Source organism: Bradyrhizobium commune (assembly GCF_015624505.1).
GTDB classification, from domain to species: Bacteria; Pseudomonadota; Alphaproteobacteria; order Rhizobiales; family Xanthobacteraceae; genus Bradyrhizobium; species Bradyrhizobium commune.
On record NZ_CP061379.1, the window covers coordinates 570,703 to 591,837 of the forward strand.

Sequence of the window (21,135 nt, forward strand, 5' to 3'; positions counted from 1 at the left end):
ATTCATTTGAAAATACAATAACTTACGGAAAATTCAGCCGATTTCCCCGCGATCCCTTGCAAAATCACCGGCGCCCCTTCAAGAGAGGGCGCTCCGGAGAGATGGCCGAGTGGCTTAAGGCGCACGCTTGGAAAGCGTGTGTGCGGGAAACCGTACCGTGGGTTCGAATCCCACTCTCTCCGCCATATCACTCAGAAATTGAAGGTACCGCGTACGGATCCATTGGGTACAGGTCGACCACGCTTGCGTCGTAGATTTGGATATTGGTGCGAGCAGATCGGACAATCCGCGCGATCAGAGTGGTCGCCATTTTGGAAGCGAACTGGCAGAACTCGAGCTTGCGACCGCGGGTCGATTTAGAAGACAGAAATGGAAAGCGTTGGCGCGCCGGTCGTCCGGCGATTGATCGTTGAAGAACAACAAACTCGCTGAAGCTCGGACCGCATGGTGCCCATAACACGAGCCAGGTCACCTTGCGGCTAGCACCTCCACTTCAACCTTGAACTCCGGACGCGTGAAGCCATTGACGATCATCAGGGTCGAGGCCGGCGCCGGCATCGCCACATAACGGTCGCGCACGGCCATATAGGGCGCCATGCATGCGCGCTCCGTGACATAAGCGTTGATGCGGACCAGATCGCGAAAACCCATGCCGGCCTCCGTCAGACACGCGCCGATCGCCTCGAAGCAGAGCACCGACTGTTCTTCAGCGCTCTCCGGGATGCGGTCATCCGCCGAAATGCCGAGTTGGCCCGAGCAGAAAAGCAGCCGCGCGCCGGCCTGGACTTCGACCGCGTGGCTGTACTTGGCGAAAGGTTTGCGGATTGCCGCGGGTATGAAGTGGCTCAGCACCGCTCTTACTCCGACTCGACGTGGCTCTGCGCAATGGCCTCGCGCAGCGCCTCTGAAGCGCGTCGGCAGTAGTCGTTGTAGACCGGCGAGACGCGGAAGTCTTCGCTGCGCGGGTAAGGCGCCGATATCGCGATCTCGGTGCTCACGCGACCGGGGTGTGCGCTCATCACCACGATGCGCGACGACAGGTAAACCGACTCGTAGACGCTGTGGGTGACGAAGATCACCGTTAGGCTCTTCTTCGCAAACAGCTCCAGAAGATCCTTGTTGAGCTTCGTGCGTGTGATCTCGTCGAGGGCGGCGAAGGGTTCGTCCATCAGCAAAATGCGCGGGTTGGTCACCATGGCGCGAGCCACCGAGACACGCATGCGCATGCCGCCCGAGAGCTCGCGCGGATAGGCATCGGCGAAGCGCGTGAGGCCGACCTGCGCCAGCACTTCCATGATACGCTCGCGCACATCGCGGCGGCGCGCGCCGCCGAGCATCAGCGGCAGATAGACATTGTCGAACACCGTCCGCCAGGGCAGCAGCGTCGGCTCCTGGAACACGAAACCGAGCGATCGGTCGGGCTCGCCGAGCGCATCGTAGCTCGAGGCCGGCCAGTCGATGGTGCCGGTGGTGGGCGTACTGAGGCCTGCGATCATTTTCAGAAGGGTGGATTTTCCGCAGCCCGACGGCCCGAGCAAGGTCAGGAACTCGCCGGGCCGGACGGTAAGGTCGACTCCCTCCAGCGCCAATGTCATGTTGGTGAACGTCTTGGAGACGCCCGCAAGCCGCAGCAATGCGCGCGACGGCGCCGGCGCTTCGACCGGCTCGGGGGGCTTCGCCTCGAACGTGGGCAAGACATTCATTGCAGCGCCCCCGGCGAGCGCGGAACGAAGCTGCGCATCTTCCCCGGATTGAGCAAGCCGAGCGGATCCACCTCATGCTTGAAGGCGAGCTGGTCGGCGTCGACGCGCTTGTAGCGGCTGCCGTCCTCCAGCGTGAGCACATGCGGATTTGCGATCATGATCCCGCGCGCCTCATAGGCCGCCATGATCTCGTAGAGGCGCTCCGGCGTCGAAAAGCGGATCACGGGGATTCCACTCGCGGTCATCAGGCCGTTGATGCGGATGAACTCGAGGTGCTGCATCACTTCGCCCTCGAACCGGGCGCCGATCTCGGCGGCCGATTCGACGACGCGATCGTGCGGGTAGAGCACCTGCAAATAGGTGATGTTGCGATCGACCTTGAACGTCTGCAGCGTACAGTGATTCCAGGTATGCTCGTAGAGCGGCACTTTGGTGAGCACGTCCTCGCTCGGCGCCTTGTACGTCAAGGTGCCGCCGAAGGCTTCGAGCAAAGTCTCGAAGCTCTCGATCGACATTGATCCGATCATGCCGAGCAGCACTGCCTTGCCGTCCGGGCAATATTGGCGAAGGCCGGCGAAGTTCTGCGGCAGCGGCCACTCGATCGGCGCCAGCAGCTTCTTGACGACACCGTCGGCCATTGCGATGGCACGACCGAAGCGAATCGACTCCGCGAAATCGTCAAACGCAACGATGACGTCGATCCAGGGTAGCGCTGGCGCCAGCGGCATTTCCAGCGCCGTGATGATGCCGGTCGTGCCATAGGCACGACTGATCTTCTGCGCCGCGTCGCCGCGAAGTTCGATCACGCGCGGTCTCTCCTCCACGGTGACGATGCGCGCGGCGAGGATGTTGCCGGGCTCGCGCATTCCGCCAAAGGTGACGCTGCCGATGCCGCCGGATCCTCCCGCGACAAAACCGCCGATCTGCGCCATGCGCTTGGTGGACGGATGCATGCGCAGCTCCCAGCCGAGCGGCCGGGTCTGCGCGTCGATGTCGAACAGCTTGGCGCCGGCCTGGACGCGGACGATGCCCGGCTGCTGCCATTCGATGCGGTTCATGGCGGCCATGTCGAGCAGGACGCCGCCTTCGAGCGGCACGCATTGGCCGTAGTTTCCGGTCGCACCGCCCCGCACGGTGAGCGGGACGCGATGGCGGTAGCAGGCGGCGGCGACACGGATCACGTCGGCCTCGTCGCGCGGCGTGACGATGACGTCGGCAACCTTGTCCTTCAGCCGGGTGGCGAGGATCGGCGAGTACCAGTAGTAGTCGCGCGACTTCCGCCGCAGATCGGCCGGATCGAGACTCGTCGCGATATCGCCGATGTCCGCAAGCAGGGCCTCGATCGGGTAGCGCGAGGAGGGACGAATATCTGGAGCGGAAAGGGTGGCGTCGGACATGAGCGGTGGCCCGTGATCTCTGGTTTAAGCGGCGCGATAGACCTCCGCCTCGCCGTGGTCTTCGAGGAGCTTCATCAGCCGCTTGCGCATGATCATGCCGGGGCGGTCCGATACCATGTTTGCTTCGGTGCGTCGAGCGACGTCGACGGGTGTGTCGTAGTCGGTGGACTCGATGATGTCCTTGTCCTCGCGTGTGATCTTGTAGTCCCAGTCGTTCAGGAGCTGCGCCGGGCAGTCCTCTTCCGTGTCGTTGCGGTAAAGCCACTGCACCAGCTGGATGTGGCTGTCGTCGATCGGCGTTGCGCAGTTGAAGATGATGTGGCGAAGACCCGACGGATATTCGATATCGAGCCGGCGGCAGAACGGCATGTACCATTTGTTGCGCATGTGACGCGTGGTGGTGGCGGCGTCGGTGCCGGAAATGCGATGCTGGATCGGCGGATTGACGACGGTGATCAGCGTCTCGGCCTCGAAGCCATAGTCGGTTTCCGTGATCTCGTACTTGTCCGGGAGCGGCTGGTCTGCCTGGCCGAACGTACCCTGGTGCACAAAGGCGAAGTGGGCGTTGTCGAAGGAGTTCTCCATCATCCGCAAGGCGGAGGTGTTCCACACTTCGTAGAACTGCGGCACGTAGCGGAAGGACGGGTCGCTGTCTTCGGGCACGTCGAAGATCGGTGCCAGCGGCTCATCGAGCGCCACCCAGGCATAGCCATAGCGCGCCCGGCAGTAATAGGCGGGCGTCGACAGGTTCGGCACTTCCTGCTGCACCGGAAATTGCGGGACGTGCACGAGCTTGCCGGCGGCGTCGTAAGTCCAGCCGTGATAGCCGCACACGATCTGCCCATCCTTGCACCAGCCTCGCGAGAGCTTGGCGGTGCGATGGCAGCAGCGGTCCCTGAGCGCGGCCGGGCTGCCATCGGGGCCCAGGAACAACACGATGTCTTCATCGAGCAGACGGTACGGCTTCGGCCCATCCGCGAGATCGGAGAGCGGCATCACCGCATACCAGAAACGGCGCAGAACCTTCTGCTTGGTGGTCAGCATGCGAACCTCGTCAGGACATATCGTATTGCGGGCAACTCGTGGGACATCAAGATTCTTGTTCGACCTCGCTGTCGTGCCAGCGGCCGAGCGCCAGCCTCGACAGGGCGGCCATGGCCAGAAACAGGGCGATGCCGGTGGCGGTGATCAGGAACAGCGCGGCGAACATGCGGGGGATATCGAGCTGGAAGCCGGACTGCAGGATCTCGTAGGCGAGGCCCGCGCTGCGGCCGCCCGTGCCGGCCACGAATTCGGCCACTACCGCGCCGATCAGCGCGAGGCCGCTGGCGATACGCAGGCCGGCGAAGAAGAACGGCAGGGCGCTCGGGATGCGCAGATAGATGAGGCTCTGCAGGCGCGTGGCACGGTTGATGGCGAAGAGGTTCTGGTGACCGCTCTCGATGCTGCGAAGGCCGATGGTCGTGTTGGCGATGATCGGGAAGACGGCGATGATGGTGGCGCAGATGATCAGCGCGACCTGCGTGTTCTTGACCAGGATGATGATCAGCGGGGCGATGGCCACGATCGGTGTCACCTGCATGATGACGGCGTACGGGAAGAAGCTGCGCTCGATCAGCCTGTTCTGCACGAACAGGAAGGCGAGTGCCGAGCCGATCGCGGTCGCAAGACCGAGCGCGATCAGCGCCACTTTCAAGGTGCTCCAAAGCGCGCGCATCAGCCCCGGCGTGTCGTTGACGATCGCCTGTGCGATCGCGCTTGGCGCCGGAAACAGGTAGGCGGGAATGACAAAGATGCGGCAGGCGGCCTCCCAGGCCGCGACGATGATCACGCCCACCACCAGGGGCGGCAGCACTTCGGTAAGAGCGGAACTGGCCTTGGGTCGTCGCATGGCCGGCACTCGTCTGTCGCATTCGGGTGGGCGTAACGGGCGTGCGCCGCGCTGCGTGTCAGTTCATCGGAATCTTCATGCCATCGATGAACTGCGTTGTGAACGCCTTCTTGTAGTCGACGCTCTTGTCGAGCAGGCCGCCAGCGACCATGAAGTCATAGGTTGCCTTCCAGCGTGCGTCGGTCATCACGCCGATGCCCATGGCCTGCGCGTCGCCGCCATCGACGACCTTCAATTCCTTCATGCGTTTGATGCCGAAGGCGATCTGATCGTCGGTCATCTTCGGGTTGTCCGCCTTGATCAATGCGTTGGCAGCGGCGGGGTCGTCGGTGAGATAGCTCTTCCAGCCTTCCATCGACGCGCGCACGAAACGCTTCAGCACATCGGACTTCTCCGCGACCAGCTTGGTCGTGGTCACCATCGTCGTGCCGTAGGGCGGATAGCCGTCGTCGGCGAACAGGAAGAAGTTGACCGGGACGCCCTTCTGGATCGCTTGGAACGGCTCGGACGAAGGGTACGCCTGCTGGGCAACGTTCGCATCGGCAAAGAATGGCTGAAGGTTGAACGTGTAGGCCTTGGCCTGGGTCTCGGCAAAGCCATATTTGGCTTTCAGCCACGGCCAAAAGGTGGTGTGGCTCGAGCTGGCGATCAGGATGTCTTTGCCGTTGAGGCCCGCGAGGCTCTTGACGTCGTCATGCGTCATCATGCCCTGCAAATCCTTCTGGAACGATGCGCCGATGGTGACCACGGGCAGGCCTTTTGCCACCGATTGCAGCACCTGGATGTCGTAGCCCATGATCACATCGGCTTCGCCGCCGAGCAAAAGCTGCATGCCGTTCACCTGCGGCCCGCCCATCTTGATGGTGACGTCGAGGCCGACCTTGTCGTACAGGCCCGTCGCCTTGGCCTGATAGAAGCCGCCATGCTCGGCCTGTGCGAACCAGCTCGACAGCAGCGTGATCTTGTCCGCGGCAGCCGCAAAGGATGGGGCGAGGGCGGTGCCAAGGAGCATGGCGCCAGCGAAGCCAAGTCGGGAAATCCGTGCGAGCGTGGTCATTTGGGACATCCGTTGGGTGTGATCCGGCTTGTCAAGGATGTCAGCAAATGCGAATGATGAGAAAGCATCAATTTTAGTGCGTTGTGATGCCTTCACGGCATCGGTGATGAGTTCTTGGGCGATCAGCTTCGGCACTAAGCAACGGCCCGCCATCACGAACTCAGCGCACGAAGACTCGCGTGACCGGAGGCTCATCGCCCATGCTCCATGCCCGAATCTTGACCTATCTTGATGAGGTGGCGCGGCTCGGCTCGATCCGCAAAGCCGCGGCGCGGCTGAACGTGGCGTCCTCCGCGATCAATCGGCAGATCCTGGCGCTGGAGACGGAGCTCGGGGCGCCGATTTTCGAGCGCATGCCGCGCCGCCTGCGGCTGACCTCCGCCGGCGAGATCCTGATCATGCATGTCCGGGAGACGCTGAAATCGAGCCAGCGTGTCGCGGCGCAGATCGAGGCACTCAAGGGGCTTCAGCGCGGTGAAGCGACCATCGCGACAATGAACGGCCTCGCCGGCGGTCCTTTGCCGGGGTTCCTTGCCGGAGTGATGGGTGCGCATCCGCGCATGCATATTCGACTGCGCGTGCTGCCGCTCGATCAGATCCCCAACGCGGTGCTCACGGGCGAGGCCGATATTGCACTGGGCTATAATTTCCCCACGGGGCCGGGCTTGCGCGTCGTCGCGAGCCACGATCTCCATCTCGGTGCGGTGGTCGCGCCGGGACATCCCCTGACGCGCCGCAATGCGGCCTGGCTCGTCGACTGTCTCGAATTCCCGCTGGTGCTGTCCGACGCATCCATGACCATCCGGCCGGTCGTCGATCTCGCGTTCACGCGCGCCGGCATCCCCTTGCATCCCACCATCGAGAGCAATTCGATCGAATTCATGATGCGCATCGTGCGCGAGGGCAATGCCGTCACCTTCCTCAACCCGGTGGATATCGGTGTCGATGTCGCGCGCGGGGATCTTGTCTTCATCCCGTTCCAGGATCTCAAGGTCGATCCAATCACCATCAAGCTTGCGGTGCGTGCCCGTGGCACACTTGATGCATTTCCGAGTGTGCTGGTCGAGGAGATGCGCGTTGCCATGCCAGGCTTGCGGCTGACATGAACGATGACGAATAGGCATCGCCGCGGACGCAAAATGATGCTTGCTACGTTCTCCTGACACGATTGTATATACCGCCTATGAAAATTCACTTCGCCGATATCGCGTGGTCCGACGCGCCGCGCTTTTGGCTAGCCAATGCGCGCATTCCGGTTTGCTTGCTGGCAAATCCCGCCATGTCGGCGGACGTCGATCCTGAAGGTGTCTTGCGCGTCGACGTGCTGGTCGAGGACGGCAAGATTGCGCGCATCGTGCCCGCGCTGGATGCTCGCGACGATGCCATCGCGCGCGTCGACCTCGGCGGCCGCCAGGTATGGCCGACGCTGATTGACGTCCATACGCATCTCGACAAGGGCCATTCGATCGAGCGCAATCCGAATATCGACGGAACCTTCAACAACGCGCGGCTTGCCGCAGCGGCCGACCGTCAGAACTGGAAAGCGCCGGATTTGCGCCGGCGCATGGGCTTCGGATTGCGCTGCGCCCACGCACACGGTGTCTCGGCAATCCGCACGCACATCGACACCTATCATGACAACGCCGAGCGAAGCTGGCCGGTGCTGCGCGAGATGCGTGAGGAATGGGCCGGCCGGGTGGATCTGCAGGCGGTCTCGCTTTGCCCGATCGAACTGCTGATGGAGTCCTTCGGTGACCGCGTCGCCGCAATCGTGAAGGAATCCGGAGGGCTGCTTGGCGGCGTCACGCGTCCGGCGATCGGCACACACGGCGCTCCGCAGGCCAACATCGACGAACAGCTCGATCGGCTGTTCGCGCTGGCGATACGCCATGACCTCGATATTGACCTGCATGTCGACGAAACGGACGATCCGGCAGCCGCGACGCTGCCCATCATCGCGCACTCGGCGCTCCGGCACGGCTACAAGGGCCGCGTCGTCTGCGGCCATTGCTGCAGCCTTGCCGTGCAGAGCGAGAGCGAAATCGACCGGACGCTCGACCTGCTGGCTGAAGCGGACATCTCCATCGTGACACTGCCGACGGTCAACATGTATCTCCAGGACCGGCGCAGCGGCCGAACTCCGCGCTGGCGCGGGGTCACCGTGGTGCACGAGATGATCAAGCGTGGAATCCCCGTGGCCGCTGCCGGCGACAATTGCCGCGACAGCTTCTATGCCTACGGCGACCACGACATGGTCGACACGTTCCGGCAGGCCGTCCGCATCCTGCATTTCGATCATCCGCTTTCGGAAGCGCCGTCGCTGGTGGCCAGCGTGCCGTCGCGCATCGCGAAATTCGAGGGCCACGGACTGATCGGGGAGGGTGCGCCGGCGCGGCTCATCGTATTCAACGCGCGCAGCCTCAACGAGATCGTCAGCCGGCCGCAGGCCGACCGTGTCGTCCTCGAGGGCGGCCGGCGGCTTGCCGCGAAGCTGCCGGATTATTCGGAGCTTTGGGCAGACGATGATTTGCCGGGCACAACGGCTGCCGCAGAATAGCTCATGCGAGTCCTCTACATCTACTGCCATCCGTTGCCTGAGAGCTTCCATGCCGGCATCCGCGCCGAGGCACTCGAGGCCCTGGAAGCAGCCGGGCACGAGGTCGATCTGCTCGATCTCTACGCCGAGAGGTTCGATCCCGTGCTGTCGGAAGATGCGCGGCGGCACTATCACGACATGTCGCGCAACCAGGTCGGGCTGGAAAGCTACGTCGCGAGGCTGAAGCGCGCCGAGGTGCTGGTGGTGCAGTTTCCCACCTGGTGCTTTGGCATGCCGGCGATGCTCAAGGGATTTCTCGACCGCATGATCATGCCGGGTGTTGCCTTCGACATCAGCGATCCGGCCAAGGTCAAGCCGACACTCGGCAACATCACGCGCATCGTCGGCATCGTCACCTACGGCCGGCCGCGCCACATGGCGCTGTGGATGGGCGATCCGCCGCGCAGGATCGTCAAGCGCTATTTGCGCTGGTTTACCGGCGGCCATGCGCGCGTGGATTACCATGCGCTCTATCATCTCAACATTGCAACGGAAGCCAGGCGCATCGCCTTCATCGGACGCGTGGCGAAGGCGCTGGAGCGGCTCGGCCGATAGGTGCCGTTTGATGACCGCTGAAACATCATGCTACTGTGGCATCCGCACAGCGGCGATATCGTCGTCGCCGATTGTTGGCCCTTCGCATCATTTTGCGGAGACGCGGCAATCGAGAGCCTCCGTTCCGATTCCATCGGAACGGAAATGGCTCTCGTGGTGAGGACCGCAGGTTCCCATCCGCCTGAATGAAAAACGGCAATTGCGTCAACGGGATTGACTGACACTCTCTCCGTCCGACGCCCATGCCAGCCTGCTGAAGCTGCCACCCCCTCAAATTATTTTTTGTGCCGCGACCCCGGCGGCGGGTTTGCGCCCTCTTGTCTGGGTGAATGCGCCATAGCGGCGCGTCACGAACCGGAGCACAGAACCATGTGGTATAGGAAGAACGTTGGCCGGTGGGAGCGCGCGGCCAGGCTGATCGGCGGGGGCTTGATGCTCATCTGCGGCGTGGTTGCGTTGCACGCTTCGCCGCTCGGGCTACTGCTCAGCGGCGCGGGTGTCGTGACGCTGGTCACCGGCGTGTTCGGCTATTGCCCTGCCTGCGCCATCGGCGGGCGCGAGCCACTGAAGGGGTGACTGCCTTGGCGCGCGTATCAGACGATCTCCTGCTCGCGGCACAGTCGGGTGACCGGCACGCGCTGACACAGCTGTTGGTGGCGCTGCAGCCGGACATTCGACGCTACGCCCGGCGCCTTTGCTACCGCACCTCGGTGATCGAAGACGTGGTGCAGGAAGCCCTCATCGTCGTGTACCGGCGCGTGGGCACGATCCGCAGTCCAGCCGCACTCGCCGGCTGGCTGCTGACCGTCATCGCGCGCCTTTGCATGCTGCCGGCGCTGATGCTGATGCGCGGAGTCGAGGAGCTCGCCAGCCTGGAAGAGTCACGCGCGCTCGCAAAGGTCCCCCCGGACGAGTTACGCATCGACTTGGTCAATGCGATCGAGTCGCTTTCGCCGTCCCATCGCGAAGTGCTGCTGCTGCGAGATCTCGAAGATCTGACGATTGGGGAAATCGCCGGGCGGCTCGGCGTGACGCGCGAAGCGGCCAAAAGCCGCCTGCGCCGCGCCCGCGCATTGGTGCGCGAATACCTGCTTGGCACAAAGGACGGCGGACGAGAGAGCACATGACTTACTTTCGTGGAGTCGGCATATTCGGGAGCGCCTTCCTGGGCGCACACCTGATGCGCGGCGCAGCTGCGGCGGCGCTGCTCGCTTGGGCCATCGTCCACCAGACCGCGCACCCTTGGCTATCCCTGGGTGCGGGCGTCGCCGCCCTCGTCGCGCTGCGCGGATGCCCGATGTGCTGGACAGTGGGCCTGGTCGAGACGCTTTCGCAAGGCCTTCGCGATTCAACGATCAGATAGTTGTTGGCGTGCGTGACAGGACGGGAAGGATGTGCCATGCCGAAAATGATCGCGGTCTTGGGCTCTGCACTCTTCTTTGCGGTCGCGCCCAGCTCGGTGGCGGGGCTCGTTCCATGGTGGATTACGCGTTGGGAGTTTCGGCCGCCCTTCTTCGATCTCGACGCGACGCGCGCCCTCGGGATCCTGTTGATCGTCGCCGGTCTACCCGGGCTTGTCGACTCGTTTGCACGCTTTGCGCTGCAAGGATTGGGCACGCCCGCGCCGATCGCACCGACGCAGAACCTCGTGGTGACGGGTCTCTATCGCTACGTGCGCAATCCTATTTACGTTGCCCTTGTCGCCGTCATTCTGGGCCAAGCGGCCCTGTTCGGCGACCAGCGCCTTCTTGCGTACGGTGTGTTGGTGTGGCTCGCCTTCCACGCGTTCGTCGTGGGGTACGAGGAGCCGGCGCTCGTTCGTACGTTCGGAATGGAATACGAGGATTTCCGGGCCAACGTCCCGCGCTGGATTCCGCGGCTCACGCCCTGGCGAGCCGCACGACGCCGGAATCATTCGTGACGCGGACGCCGCCGCGGGAGGGGCGTGGTATCGTGCCCGTCGTGAAATGGCGCGCCACGGCCGATGAAGATGGGCACCATAGTTTCGCCGTGGCGCTATGAGGCCGCAGCCCGCTACGCGCTCCAATTCGCAATCATGCGACGGCTTTCGATCCGGCACTGCGCCTTCTAGCTAGATCCCCGTACTGCCCTCCTCAGACATTCTTGCTCGCGGCCGCCTGCGATCCCCCTCAAACGTTTCCCGGTCGTGCTAAGAGTAGCAACATAGGCGTTGCGATTTCGGGGGGAGCTGGATGTCGGACACACAATTCGATCAGAACGCCTGGCTGGCGCGCATTGGATATTCGGGACCAGTCACTCCAACTCTCGGCACCCTCAATCGACTGATCTTCGCGCACTCGCATTCAATAGCTTACGAAACGCTGGATATCATGCTCGGGCGTACGCCCAAGCTCGATGTGCCGACACTTCAGCGAAAGATGATCGCTAACAAGCGAGGCGGATATTGCTTCGAACAGAACATGCTGTTTCGAGCCGGACTGCGGTCGCTCGGATTCAGAATCACAAGCCTACAAGGACGCGTTGTACGCGGCCTAGCCATCGACGCGCCACGCCCGGCGATCCACATGCTGTTGAAAGTAGAGTTGCCGGAAGGAACTTATCTCGCCGACGTCGGCTTCGGAAATCTCGCGCCGACCTCCGCGCTCCTACTTGCGCCGCATATCGAACAAGAGACGCCACACGAACTGATGCGGTTTATCGATGTTGATGGCGAACTGACACTCCAGGCGCTGCTCAAAGATGGCTGGCACCACATTTATCGCGTAATCCCCTACCCGCGCTTCGATGGCGAATACGAAATCACCAATTGGTACACCGCAACGCACCCGGAGACTCCATATCAAAGCAATATTATCGCGGCGAAACCGGGACCGAACCGGAGTCGCATCACCATGTACAACGCGCGCGTCACGATGCGCGACGCAGACGGGCATTCGGAGAAGCGCTGGCTGGCAGACGAGCGGGAATTCAAGGATGTGCTGCGTGGCGAATTCGGACTAAACATGTCCGATCAGGAGATCGACAACTGCGTGTCGGTTATGAAGACCAAAGGCACGGGAGATGCTCCGCATCCCTTCTTTGCGTAAAATTTAGGTCCTGCTCTAACGTCACTGCGTGGCCCCCCGCCCAAAACGTGACCAGCCTAAAAATGGCGCGCCACGACCGATGAAGATGGGCACTACTATTTCGCCGTGGCGCTGTGATGCCGCAGCCTGCCACGCGCTCCAATCGGCAAGTCTGCGACGCTCCGCGATCTTGCACTACGCGGGTGTGATACGCTAGGTTTTGTCCCGCAAACGCGCGATGATCCCATGAAGTTGTTTTATGCACCCGGCTCATCGTCTCTGCTTCCGCACATTGTTCTTCGCGAAGCGGAGCTTCCATTCGAGCCCGTCAAAATCGATGAACATACGAAAGCCATTTCGGGTGGCGGTGACTTCAGAAGCGTGAACCCTCTCGGGTACGTGCCGGCTCTTGTGCTTGATGACGGGACCCTGCTCACGGAAGGAGCCGCGATCGTCCAACACATTGCCGATCTCGTTCCAGAAAAGAAGCTTGCACCTCCCAATGGCACGATCGAAAGGGTCAAACTGCAGGCCTGGCTGAATTTCCTCGCCAGCGAGATGCACAAGGGAGGTTTCTCGCCGCTCTTCTACAAAGGCATACCTGAGGAAGGTCGAGCAGTGTTCCGTGCGCGTCTCAGGAGCCGCCTCGCCCATCTCGACAGCCATCTCGCGTCGAACGAGTACCTGATGGGGAGCGAATACTCCGTAGCAGATGTTCGTCTCTACGTCGTGTCGAACTGGGCAAGCTGGGTGGACTTTGACCTGTCGCCCTATCGCGCTGTGCTGGCTTACCGCGGGCGGCTAGGCTCCCGTCCTGCTGTTATTGCTGCGCTCAAGACCGAGGGGCTGGTGCCGTGGCCAACCTCTCAGCCTCATTGACGGCGCACATACGGTTTATCCCATGCATCATCAGATAGTGCACTCAACTCGAAGATTCGGCTGAATTTGGGTATTACGGTGACAGTGCACTAAACTCGACAACTGAACCGGGTTGATCGCAGAGCCGGCCGATTTTGGCGGGCACTCCTCCCTCGCGATTCCCCTATGATGCTGCAGCCCGCGATGCGCTCCAATTGGCAAGTCTGCGATGCTCTGCCATTCAGCACTACGCGTCGTGGATCCCCCGATGTTGCGACCGATGTTGCGGGGTGGACCGCATACCCCCTCAATAGCGGTAATCTCGATCAGCCTCCCAGATAGACGCGAAAGGCCAACAGGCGACATCGCGCCGCTTTATTTTCCGAGCGTGGCGACAAACTGGCGGTGCCGCTCAAGCCACTCCGGCTTTTGCAAACCGATGAGCTGCACACACAGTTCAACGCATTCATTGCAAATCGCACCGGCTGTCTGCTGACCTTTTGCGCTCACGGATACCGCGTTGACTATCAAAACAACTTCTTCCGGCTCCTTTCCACAAAAGGAGCAAATCAAGCCTGAGGTCGTCATCCTCTGATCCTTCCGCCTCACTTGAGGACGTGCGGAAAGTATTTTTCCTCCCACTCGTCAGTCCTCAGGTAAACCTTGCCCCACTCATGCACCCGATCGCCTTCGCGATAGGCCTTGCGGGGCCTAGATGAAAGTGCTCGTTCTCCGAGAGCCTGCCATCATCTCTCAAGCCCGGCTCTCCAGATTTCCATCAGCAGCCTGATTGGGCCGCAACACGTGTACGCCGCCGGCGCGAGCAAGGAATTTCTGACATTGCATCGCATCAATCTCAATCATCGCGCTGGCTTATTGGCCCTGGGGGGCCGGCGATCGCCGCAAAGCGCCCGAGCAGGGTCGCCTCGGCCTTGGGAGTCAGACGGTAGCCTTCCGCCATCTCGACGATGTCTCCGCCGGCGACGCACGCGTCCCACCAGGCATGATGACATCATGCGCCTGTTTTGCCCGACGGGTCAACTCGATTTCGTAAAAATCGAAGATTTGGAAAAGCGCAATGCCGGCGGGCGGTCGGCTACTGTGCATGGGGTTGTTTTCGACTTTTTTCTTGTCGACCCGGCCCCCGATGCGGCGTCGCCAGGCGTCGGCCGACATTCCATGACATGTCGATGTCGCTTCCGCCCGAGCGCGAGGCGCTGTGCAGCTGCACGCTTCGCTGGAGAATATGCTGGCGAAGTGTGGGGGCACTCTGTAAAGAACGATCAGCTTCAGTCTGACGGCGGGGGGCATCCCGATGCAGGTGCTGGAATCGGAACGTGACGACGTCATTGTCGGTCCGAGCAATCGCAGCTTCGGGCTGACGATGGCTGTGGTCTTTGCCTTGATCGGCGGTCTCGGCCTCTACAAGGCCTCATCGCATGCGCCGATCTGGCTTGGCGCCGCGCTCGTGTTCGCGGTACTGGCGCTGCTGTGGCCGCGCTCTCTCGCACTTGCCAACCGCGTCTGGCTGAAGCTCGGCCTGTTGATGTACCGCGTGGTCAACCCGGTCATCATGGCCATCCTGTTCTTCGGCGCGATCCTGCCGATCGGATGGATCATGCGGCTGTCCGGCATGGATTTCCTGCGGCTGTCGCGCGACCGCGCGGCGCCGAGCTATTGGCTGCCTCGTTCCGACCCGAGACCCATCTCCGAATCGATGCGCCAGCAATTTTAGGCGGACCCGATGTCATTCTTGCGTGAGTTGTTTGCGTTCATCCGGTCTCGCCGAAAGTTCTGGCTGATACCGATCTTTGCCGTGATGCTGGTGCTCGGGGGGCTTCTGGTCCTGACCAAGGGCTCGGCGCTGGCGCCGTTCATCTACACGCTGTTCTGAGCAGGCCCGGATGCGCATCCTCGGGATTTCGGCTTTCTACCACGACAGTGCCGCAGCGCTCGTGATCGACGGCAAGATCGTCGCGGCCGCGCAGGAGGAGCGCTTCACGCGCAGGAAGCATGATTCCGGCTTTCCCGCATCCGCCGTCCGCTACTGCCTCGCCGAGGCGGGCATCGACGCCAGCGCGCTCGACCACGTCGTGTTCTACGAAAAGCCGTTCCTCAAATTCGAGCGCCTGCTCGAGACGTATCTGGCCTTTGCGCCGCGCGGCTTCCAGTCGTTCCGCAAGGCGATACCGGTCTGGCTCAAGGAAAAGCTGTTCCAGAAGAGCGTGCTTCGCGACCACCTTCGCGAGATCGATGACGCCGTCGATTGGGAGGCGAAGCTGCTGTTTGCCGATCATCATCAGAGCCACGCAGCCTCGGCGTTCTTTGCCTCGCCCTTCACCGAATCCGCGATCCTAACGCTCGACGGTGTCGGCGAATGGACCACGACGTCGGCCGGCTATGGCCGCGGCAACACGCTCGACATCCGGCGCGAGATCAACTTTCCGCACTCGATCGGGCTGCTCTACTCCGCCTTCACCTATTACACCGGCTTCAAGGTCAATTCCGGCGAGTACAAGGTGATGGGCCTCGCACCCTATGGCGAGCCGAAATATGCCGGGCTGATCTTCGAGCATCTCGTCGATCTCAAGGACGACGGCAGCTTCAAGCTCGATCTCGGCTATTTCGACTATTGCACCGGCCTCACCATGACCAATGGCCGTTTCGACGCCCTGTTCGGCGGCAGGCCGCGCGATCCGTCGGAGCTTCTCGAGCAGCGCCACATGGATCTGGCCGCGTCGGTCCAGCATGTGACCGAGGAGATCGTGCTGCGTCTGACCCGCAGCCTCGCGCGCGAAGGCGTGTCGAAGAATCTGTGCCTGGCCGGCGGCGTCGCGCTCAACTGCGTCGCCAACGGCAAGATCCTGCGCGATGGCAAGTTCGAGAAGATTTTTGTGCAGCCGGCCGCAGGTGATGCCGGCGGCGCGGTCGGCGCCGCGCTCGCGGCCTATCATCAGTTTGCAGGTCAGCCTCGGACGCCCGTCGCGAGCGATGCCATGGCCGGCAGCTATCTCGGGCCGTCCTTCTCGCAATCCGACATCAAGGCACGCCTGCAAGCGGCCGGCGCCGTGTTCACCGAGCGCGGCGACGAGGCGATCATTCGCGGTACGGTCGAGGCGCTGGTGGCGGAGAAGGCGGTCGGCTGGTTCCAGGGACGGATGGAGTTCGGCCCGCGTGCGCTGGGCGCGCGCTCCATTCTCGGCGATCCCCGCTCGCCCTCGATGCAGAGCTCGCTCAATCTGCGCGTCAAGTTCCGCGAGAGCTTTCGCCCGTTCGCGCCGGCCGTGCTGCGCGAGGACGTCGCCGACTGGTTCGAGCTCGACTGCGACAGTCCCTACATGCTGATCGTCGCCGATGTTCTGGCCCGCCGCCGGTTGCCGGCCGATCCCGGAACCGAAAAGTTGTTCGGCATCGAGCGCCTCAACATCCCGCGATCGGAGATTCCGGCGGTGACCCATGTCGATTATTCGGCACGGATCCAGACCGTTCATGCCGACACCAACAAGCGGTTCCACGATCTCTTGACGGCCTTCAAGGAAGCGACGGGATGTCCGGTGCTGGTCAATACCAGCTTCAACGTGCGCGGCGAGCCGATCGTGTGCACGCCGGAAGATGCATTCCGTTGCTTCATGGGCAGCGACATCGAGGTGCTGGTGGTCGGCAATTGCTTCCTCAACAAGGACGACCAGCCGCCTTCGCTGAAGCTCGACTACAAGAACCGGTTCGAGCTCGACTGATGGACAGCACCGGCGACGCCGCTCCCAAAGGCTCGAAGCTTCGCGGCTTGCTGAAACCGCTGGCTGCGATGGCGATCATGACGATCGTGACCCTGGCGGCGCTGGAGCTCGTGCTTCGGCTCGCCGACTTCCGCGAGCTGCGGGAAGGCGTCACCGAGCGTTCGCTGAGCTATGTCTACGACGCCGAGCTTGGCTGGATGCCGGTGCCCGGATCGATCTCGATCGTGACCAATGCGCGAACGATCCACGCCACCCACAACAGCCTTGGCCTGCGCGACGAGGAGGCCGTAGCCGACGGCAAGCCCACCATCATGTTCCTCGGCGATTCCTTTGTCTGGGGTCTCGATGCCGAGGTCGGCGAGCGCTTCAGCGATCTGCTGAAGCCGCGCATTCCAGACCACAAGATCCTGGCGGCAGGCGTGTCGGGCTACGGCACGGACCAGGAATATCTGTTCTTGAAGCGGCTATGGCCGAAAGTGAAGCCTGCGATCGTCGTGCTGATCTTCTGCACCGACAATGATCGCGCCGACAACAGCACCAACATCCGCTACGAGGGCTATCAAAAGCCCTACTTCGCGACGTCGGCGGATGGATCGCTGGTGCTAAGGGGGCAACCGGTACCGACCTCGCGCTTGCAGGCCATCAAGGAGAATTGGTGGGTGCAGCACTCCTGGCTGATCCGGATTGCCAACGCCGTCTACCTCCAGTTCACGCATCCGAAGGTGGACGTGCCGGATCCAACCGAAAAGCTCGTCGACAAGATCAGGGACTTCGTCGAAGCCAATGGTGCAAAATTCCTCGTCGGTCTGGAGACCACCGATGCAGGTCTCGTCCGTCATTTGCAGGAACGGCAGATCCCGTTCGTGACGTTCGACGGTGCCGAGGTCTATCCGGGTGCCGGCGTCGGCGGGCATTGGACGCCGGAGGGGCACAAGCTGGTGGCGGAGAGGATTTATGATCTGCTAGCGTCCCGCAACTAATTTCCACGTCCCGTCGCCTGCGCGCTTCAACGCCGGGTCGCTCGCCCGCACATGCTCCGCGAGGAAATCGATGAAGGCGCGGACGCGCGTGGGCAGCGGCGCGGTATGGCCGACATAGACAGCGTGGATGTCTTCGCGATCGCCGGGATTGTAGCCTTGCAGCACCGGCACGAGGCGGCCGGCTTCGATGTCGGGGCCGATGTGGAACAGCGCGAGGCGGGCGAGCCCGACGCCGCCGAGGCAGAGCCTGCGGGCAGCCTCGCCGTCGCTGGCGCGCGCGGCCGGTGGCGGCATGGCTTCCTCGGAGAGTTCACCGCGCTTGAACGGCCAGCCCCTGATCGAGCGCGGAAAGGTCCAGCCAATTCCGCGGTGCTCGGCGAGATCGGCCGGAATCTTCGGCGTGCCGAAGCGCGCCAGATAGTTCGGCGCGCCGACCACGACCATGCGACTGGTGCCGAGTTTGCGCGCGACAAGACGTGACGCTCGCAGAGGCCCGACACGGATCGCGACATCGGCGCGCTCCTGCATCAGGTCGATCAGCGTGTCGGTTAGCACGAGATCGAGCGTGACATCGGGATGTTGTTCGAGGAAGCGCGGAATCAGCGGCATCACATGCAGCATGCCGAACGGGATGTTGCTGTTGACCGTGAGGCGGCCACGCGGCGCGGCGCCTGATGCCGCTTCGCGCTCGGCCTCCTCCATTTCGGCGAGGATGCTCGCGGCGCGCTGGTAAAACGCCCGGCCTTCTTCCGTCAGCGTGAGCTTGCGCGTCGTGCGGTTGATCAGCCGAGAACCGAGCCGCGCTTCCAGCCGCGAGATCAGCTTGCTCACGCCCGACGGCGTCAGGCGCAACTTTCGCGCAGCTTGGGTGAAGCCGCCGAGATCGACGACGCGGACAAAGACCTCCATCTCGGCGGAGCGGTTGGTGTCGAAACGGGCCATGTTGAATTCATGTCACAAATGATTGGATTGCCGACATCCTAATGGTTTTGCCGCGGTGCAGCTATCTGCGTGGCTCGTCTCATCCATTGGAGCCTCGCATGCCTCCCGCTGTCCTCGCGCTCACCGCCGGTGCCTTCGGCATCGGCACCACCGAATTCATCATCATGGGCCTGCTGCTCCAGGTTGCCGCCGACATGCATGTCTCCGTGCCGGTCGCTGGTTTGCTGATCTCCGGCTATGCGCTTGGCGTGTTCGTCGGCGCGCCGGTGCTGACGCTTCTCACGCGGCGGATGCCCCGAAAGACCATTCTGCTCGCGCTGATGGCAATCTTCACGCTCGGCAATGCGGCCTGCGCGCTGGCGCCGAATTACGAATTGCTGATGGCCGCGCGCGTGCTGACCTCGCTGGCCCACGGCACCTTCTTCGGCGTCGGCTCGGTGGTGGCGACCAGTCTGGTTGCCGAGGACAGGCGTGCCTCTGCGATATCAACCATGTTCATCGGTCTCACGGTCGCCACCCTGCTGGGCGTGCCGTTCGGCGCTTGGTTCGGCCTGATGCTCGGCTGGCGTGCGGCGTTCTGGGCGGTTACCCTGATCGGCGTGATCGCCTTTGCGGTGGTGGCGGCACTGGTGCCCGGCCATGTCGGCAACGGCGACAAAGCGATCTCACTCGCCGAGGAGATCGCGGTGCTCGGCAAGGCGCAGGTGCTGCTCGGCCTCGCCATGACGGTGTTCGGCTTTGCCGGCTTGTTCGTCGTCTTCACCTACATCCAGCCGATCCTGACGCGCTTCACCGGCTTCTCCGAGGCCGCGGTCTCGCCGATCCTGTTGGTGTTCGGAATTGGGCTCGCGATCGGCAATGTCGCTGGCGGCAAGCTCGCCGATCGCGGATTGGCACGCGCGCTGATCGGCACGCTTGCCGGGCTTGCCATAGTGCTGCTCGGTCTTGCCGTCGTGTTGTCGGTCAAGATCGCAGCGATTGCGCTGATCCTGCTGCTCGGCATCGCGTCATTCGCAACAGTAGCGCCGCTCCAGCTTCGTGTGCTGGAAGCGGCCGGCTCCAGCGGACGTACACTCGCCTCGAGCCTCAACATCGCCGCCTTCAATCTCGGCAACGCGCTCGGCGCCTGGGCCGGCGGCGTTACCATCGATCGCGGGCTCGGCCTCTCCGCACTGCCGCTAGTCGCGGCCGGCATCACGGCGCTAGGCCTCGTGCTCGCGCTGTGGAGCCTGCGGCTCGACCGCATACAGGCCGCAGTCGCGGCGTGCCCGGCGGAATAGCGGACAGCGATGATGGAATACCGCAATCTCGGCGCCTCAGGCCTGAAAGTCCCTGCCCTTAGCTTCGGCACCGGTACTTTCGGTGGTCAGGGTCCGTTGTTCTCGGCCTGGGGCCGCAGCAGCGCCGACGACGCGCGCAGGCTGGTCGACATCTGCCTCGAGGCCGGTGTCAATCTGTTCGACAGCGCCGATGTCTATTCGAACGGTGCGTCGGAGAAGATTCTCGGCGCCGCGGTCATGGGCCGCCGTGACAAGGTGCTGATCTCGACCAAGATGAGCCTGCCCATGGGCGATGGTCCGCTCGACGCAGGCTCGTCGCGGCATCGCTTGCTTGCCTCGGTCGAAGCGGCGCTGCGGCGGCTCGGCACCGATTATATCGACCTGCTCCAGCTTCAGCCTTCGATGCGTTCACGCCGATCGAGGAGGTGCTGTCGACGCTGGACACGCTCGTGCGCGCCGGCAAGCTGCGCTACGCCGGCGTCTCCAATTTCTCCGGCTGGCAATTAATGAAGTCGCTCGCCATGGCCGACCGGCACGGTTGGCCACGCTATGCCGCGCACCAGGTCTATTATTCCCTGCTCGGCCGCGACTATGAGTGGGAACTGATGCCGCTGGCGCGGGACCAGGGCATCGGCGCGCTGGTCTGGAGTCCGCTCGGCTGGGGCCGGCTCACCGGAAAGATCCGGCGCGGCCAGCCACTGCCGCCGGAAAGCCGTCTGCATGCCACCGCGCAGTTCGGTCCGCCCGTGGATGGGCAGCGGCTTTATGCCGTCGTCGACGTGCTCGATACGATTGCCACGGAGACCGACCGCACCGTGCCGCAGGTCGCAATCGCCTGGCTGCTGGCGCGCCCGACCGTATCCTCCGTGATTATCGGGGCGCGCGACGAGACGCAGTTGCGCGACAATCTCGGCGCGGTGGGCTGGTCGCTGACTGCGAATCAGATCAAGCGTCTCGACGACGCTAGCGAGGTGATGCCGCCCTATCCCTATTATCCCTATCGCATCCAGGAGGGTTTTGTGCGGTTGAATCCGCCGCCGGTGTGAGAGCGGGCGATCGCTGACAATTCGCCGCATCGTTGCATCGCAGCGG

Annotated in this window: 23 protein-coding genes, 1 tRNA gene and 1 pseudogene; 16 read left to right on the forward strand and 9 right to left on the reverse strand. The window is 62.9% G+C overall.

Annotation, left to right across the window (positions count from 1 at the left end; all coding sequences use genetic code 11):
• Positions 1–95 precede the first annotated feature (95 nt).
• A tRNA-Ser gene (locus IC761_RS02650) sits at positions 96–185 on the forward strand.
• Positions 186–468: 283 nt separating this feature from the next.
• On the opposite strand, the gene IC761_RS02655 is transcribed toward IC761_RS02650, so the two are convergent.
• Genes IC761_RS02655 through IC761_RS02680 form a run of 6 tightly spaced genes read right to left on the reverse strand, consistent with a single transcriptional unit; the run spans position 469 to position 6,243 of the window.
• A complete protein-coding gene (locus tag IC761_RS02655; protein WP_195801763.1) occupies positions 469–852 on the reverse strand; it encodes a RidA family protein in 384 nt (127 codons plus the stop codon).
• Between the two features lie 5 nt (positions 853–857).
• The gene (locus tag IC761_RS02660; protein WP_195801764.1) at positions 858–1,703 is read right to left on the reverse strand and encodes an ABC transporter ATP-binding protein; all 846 of its coding nucleotides are present in this window, start codon (positions 1,701–1,703) and stop codon (positions 858–860) included.
• Positions 1,700–3,100, reverse strand: coding sequence for an FAD-binding oxidoreductase (locus IC761_RS02665; protein WP_195801765.1), 1,401 nt, complete (start codon positions 3,098–3,100; stop codon positions 1,700–1,702). The genes IC761_RS02660 and IC761_RS02665 overlap by 4 nt, the downstream gene beginning before the upstream one ends.
• Before the next feature lie 24 nt (positions 3,101–3,124).
• Positions 3,125–4,144, reverse strand: coding sequence for an aromatic ring-hydroxylating dioxygenase subunit alpha (locus tag IC761_RS02670; protein ID WP_195801766.1), 1,020 nt, complete (start codon positions 4,142–4,144; stop codon positions 3,125–3,127).
• Between the two features lie 46 nt (positions 4,145–4,190).
• Positions 4,191–4,991 carry an ABC transporter permease gene (locus tag IC761_RS02675; protein WP_195801767.1) on the reverse strand — a complete coding sequence of 267 codons (801 nt, stop codon included), beginning with the start codon at positions 4,989–4,991 and terminating at the stop codon, positions 4,191–4,193.
• Positions 4,992–5,049: 58 nt separating this feature from the next.
• On the reverse strand, positions 5,050–6,243 hold the full coding sequence (locus tag IC761_RS02680; RefSeq protein ID WP_246791426.1) for an ABC transporter substrate-binding protein: 1,194 nt from the start codon (positions 6,241–6,243) through the stop codon (positions 5,050–5,052).
• A gap of 5 nt (positions 6,244–6,248) precedes the next feature.
• On the opposite strand from IC761_RS02680, the gene IC761_RS02685 reads away from it, so the two are divergent.
• From IC761_RS02685 to gstA, 9 genes are all read left to right on the forward strand, one after another.
• Positions 6,249–7,154 carry a LysR family transcriptional regulator gene (locus IC761_RS02685; protein ID WP_195801768.1) on the forward strand — a complete coding sequence of 302 codons (906 nt, stop codon included), beginning with the start codon at positions 6,249–6,251 and terminating at the stop codon, positions 7,152–7,154.
• Positions 7,155–7,231: 77 nt separating this feature from the next.
• Positions 7,232–8,605, forward strand: a complete 1,374-nt coding sequence (locus IC761_RS02690) for a cytosine deaminase (RefSeq protein WP_195801769.1) — start codon at positions 7,232–7,234, stop codon at positions 8,603–8,605.
• A 3-nt stretch (positions 8,606–8,608) separates the two neighbouring features.
• Positions 8,609–9,199, forward strand: a complete 591-nt coding sequence (locus tag IC761_RS02695) for an NAD(P)H-dependent oxidoreductase (protein WP_195801770.1) — start codon at positions 8,609–8,611, stop codon at positions 9,197–9,199.
• A 369-nt stretch (positions 9,200–9,568) separates the two neighbouring features.
• Positions 9,569–9,775: a YgaP family membrane protein gene (locus IC761_RS02700; protein WP_195801771.1), complete on the forward strand. Its 207-nt coding sequence runs from the start codon at positions 9,569–9,571 to the stop codon at positions 9,773–9,775.
• 5 nt (positions 9,776–9,780) lie between these two features.
• On the forward strand, positions 9,781–10,326 hold the full coding sequence (locus IC761_RS02705) for an RNA polymerase sigma factor (protein ID WP_195801772.1): 546 nt from the start codon (positions 9,781–9,783) through the stop codon (positions 10,324–10,326).
• Positions 10,323–10,562, forward strand: a complete 240-nt coding sequence (locus IC761_RS02710; protein ID WP_195801773.1) for a hypothetical protein — start codon at positions 10,323–10,325, stop codon at positions 10,560–10,562. The genes IC761_RS02705 and IC761_RS02710 overlap by 4 nt, the downstream gene beginning before the upstream one ends.
• A 36-nt stretch (positions 10,563–10,598) precedes the next feature.
• On the forward strand, positions 10,599–11,120 hold the full coding sequence (locus IC761_RS02715; protein WP_195801774.1) for a methyltransferase family protein: 522 nt from the start codon (positions 10,599–10,601) through the stop codon (positions 11,118–11,120).
• 292 nt (positions 11,121–11,412) lie between these two features.
• Positions 11,413–12,267 carry an arylamine N-acetyltransferase family protein gene (locus IC761_RS02720; protein WP_195801775.1) on the forward strand — a complete coding sequence of 285 codons (855 nt, stop codon included), beginning with the start codon at positions 11,413–11,415 and terminating at the stop codon, positions 12,265–12,267.
• A gap of 225 nt (positions 12,268–12,492) precedes the next feature.
• The gene (gene gstA, locus IC761_RS02725; RefSeq protein WP_195801776.1) at positions 12,493–13,125 is read left to right on the forward strand and encodes a glutathione transferase GstA; all 633 of its coding nucleotides are present in this window, start codon (positions 12,493–12,495) and stop codon (positions 13,123–13,125) included.
• Between the two features lie 354 nt (positions 13,126–13,479).
• On the opposite strand, the gene IC761_RS02730 is transcribed toward gstA, so the two are convergent.
• Together IC761_RS02730 and IC761_RS02735 are read right to left on the reverse strand one after the other, a co-directional pair.
• Positions 13,480–13,692: a ClpX C4-type zinc finger protein gene (locus IC761_RS02730; protein ID WP_195801777.1), complete on the reverse strand. Its 213-nt coding sequence runs from the start codon at positions 13,690–13,692 to the stop codon at positions 13,480–13,482.
• A 351-nt stretch (positions 13,693–14,043) separates the two neighbouring features.
• The gene (locus IC761_RS02735; RefSeq protein ID WP_195801778.1) at positions 14,044–14,280 is read right to left on the reverse strand and encodes a hypothetical protein; all 237 of its coding nucleotides are present in this window, start codon (positions 14,278–14,280) and stop codon (positions 14,044–14,046) included.
• A 139-nt stretch (positions 14,281–14,419) separates the two neighbouring features.
• Between IC761_RS02735 and IC761_RS02740 the strand changes: the two genes are divergently transcribed.
• The 4 genes from IC761_RS02740 to IC761_RS02755 are packed head-to-tail and all read left to right on the forward strand — an operon-like array spanning position 14,420 to position 17,821.
• Positions 14,420–14,839 (forward strand): hypothetical protein, encoded by a 420-nt coding sequence (locus tag IC761_RS02740; protein WP_195801779.1) that lies wholly within the window; start codon positions 14,420–14,422, stop codon positions 14,837–14,839.
• A 9-nt stretch (positions 14,840–14,848) separates the two neighbouring features.
• Complete coding sequence (locus tag IC761_RS02745) at positions 14,849–14,998, forward strand: DUF5989 family protein (protein ID WP_195801780.1); 150 nt, start codon at positions 14,849–14,851, stop codon at positions 14,996–14,998.
• 10 nt (positions 14,999–15,008) lie between these two features.
• Positions 15,009–16,841, forward strand: coding sequence for a carbamoyltransferase family protein (locus IC761_RS02750; protein ID WP_195801781.1), 1,833 nt, complete (start codon positions 15,009–15,011; stop codon positions 16,839–16,841).
• Positions 16,841–17,821 carry an SGNH/GDSL hydrolase family protein gene (locus IC761_RS02755; RefSeq protein ID WP_195801782.1) on the forward strand — a complete coding sequence of 327 codons (981 nt, stop codon included), beginning with the start codon at positions 16,841–16,843 and terminating at the stop codon, positions 17,819–17,821. The genes IC761_RS02750 and IC761_RS02755 overlap by 1 nt, the downstream gene beginning before the upstream one ends.
• Here IC761_RS02755 and IC761_RS02760 read toward each other — a convergent pair.
• Positions 17,804–18,763: a LysR family transcriptional regulator gene (locus tag IC761_RS02760; protein WP_195801783.1), complete on the reverse strand. Its 960-nt coding sequence runs from the start codon at positions 18,761–18,763 to the stop codon at positions 17,804–17,806. The two genes, IC761_RS02755 and IC761_RS02760, sit on opposite strands and share 18 nt — an antisense overlap.
• Positions 18,764–18,861: 98 nt before the next feature.
• Here IC761_RS02760 and IC761_RS02765 point away from each other — a divergent pair, with 98 nt between their 5' ends.
• Together IC761_RS02765 and IC761_RS02770 are read left to right on the forward strand one after the other, a co-directional pair.
• Entirely contained in the window at positions 18,862–20,043 is a 1,182-nt protein-coding gene (locus IC761_RS02765) for an MFS transporter (protein ID WP_195801784.1), read from the forward strand.
• Positions 20,044–20,055: 12 nt separating this feature from the next.
• Positions 20,056–21,089 (forward strand): annotated as a pseudogene (locus tag IC761_RS02770) (aldo/keto reductase).
• Positions 21,090–21,135 lie beyond the last annotated feature (46 nt).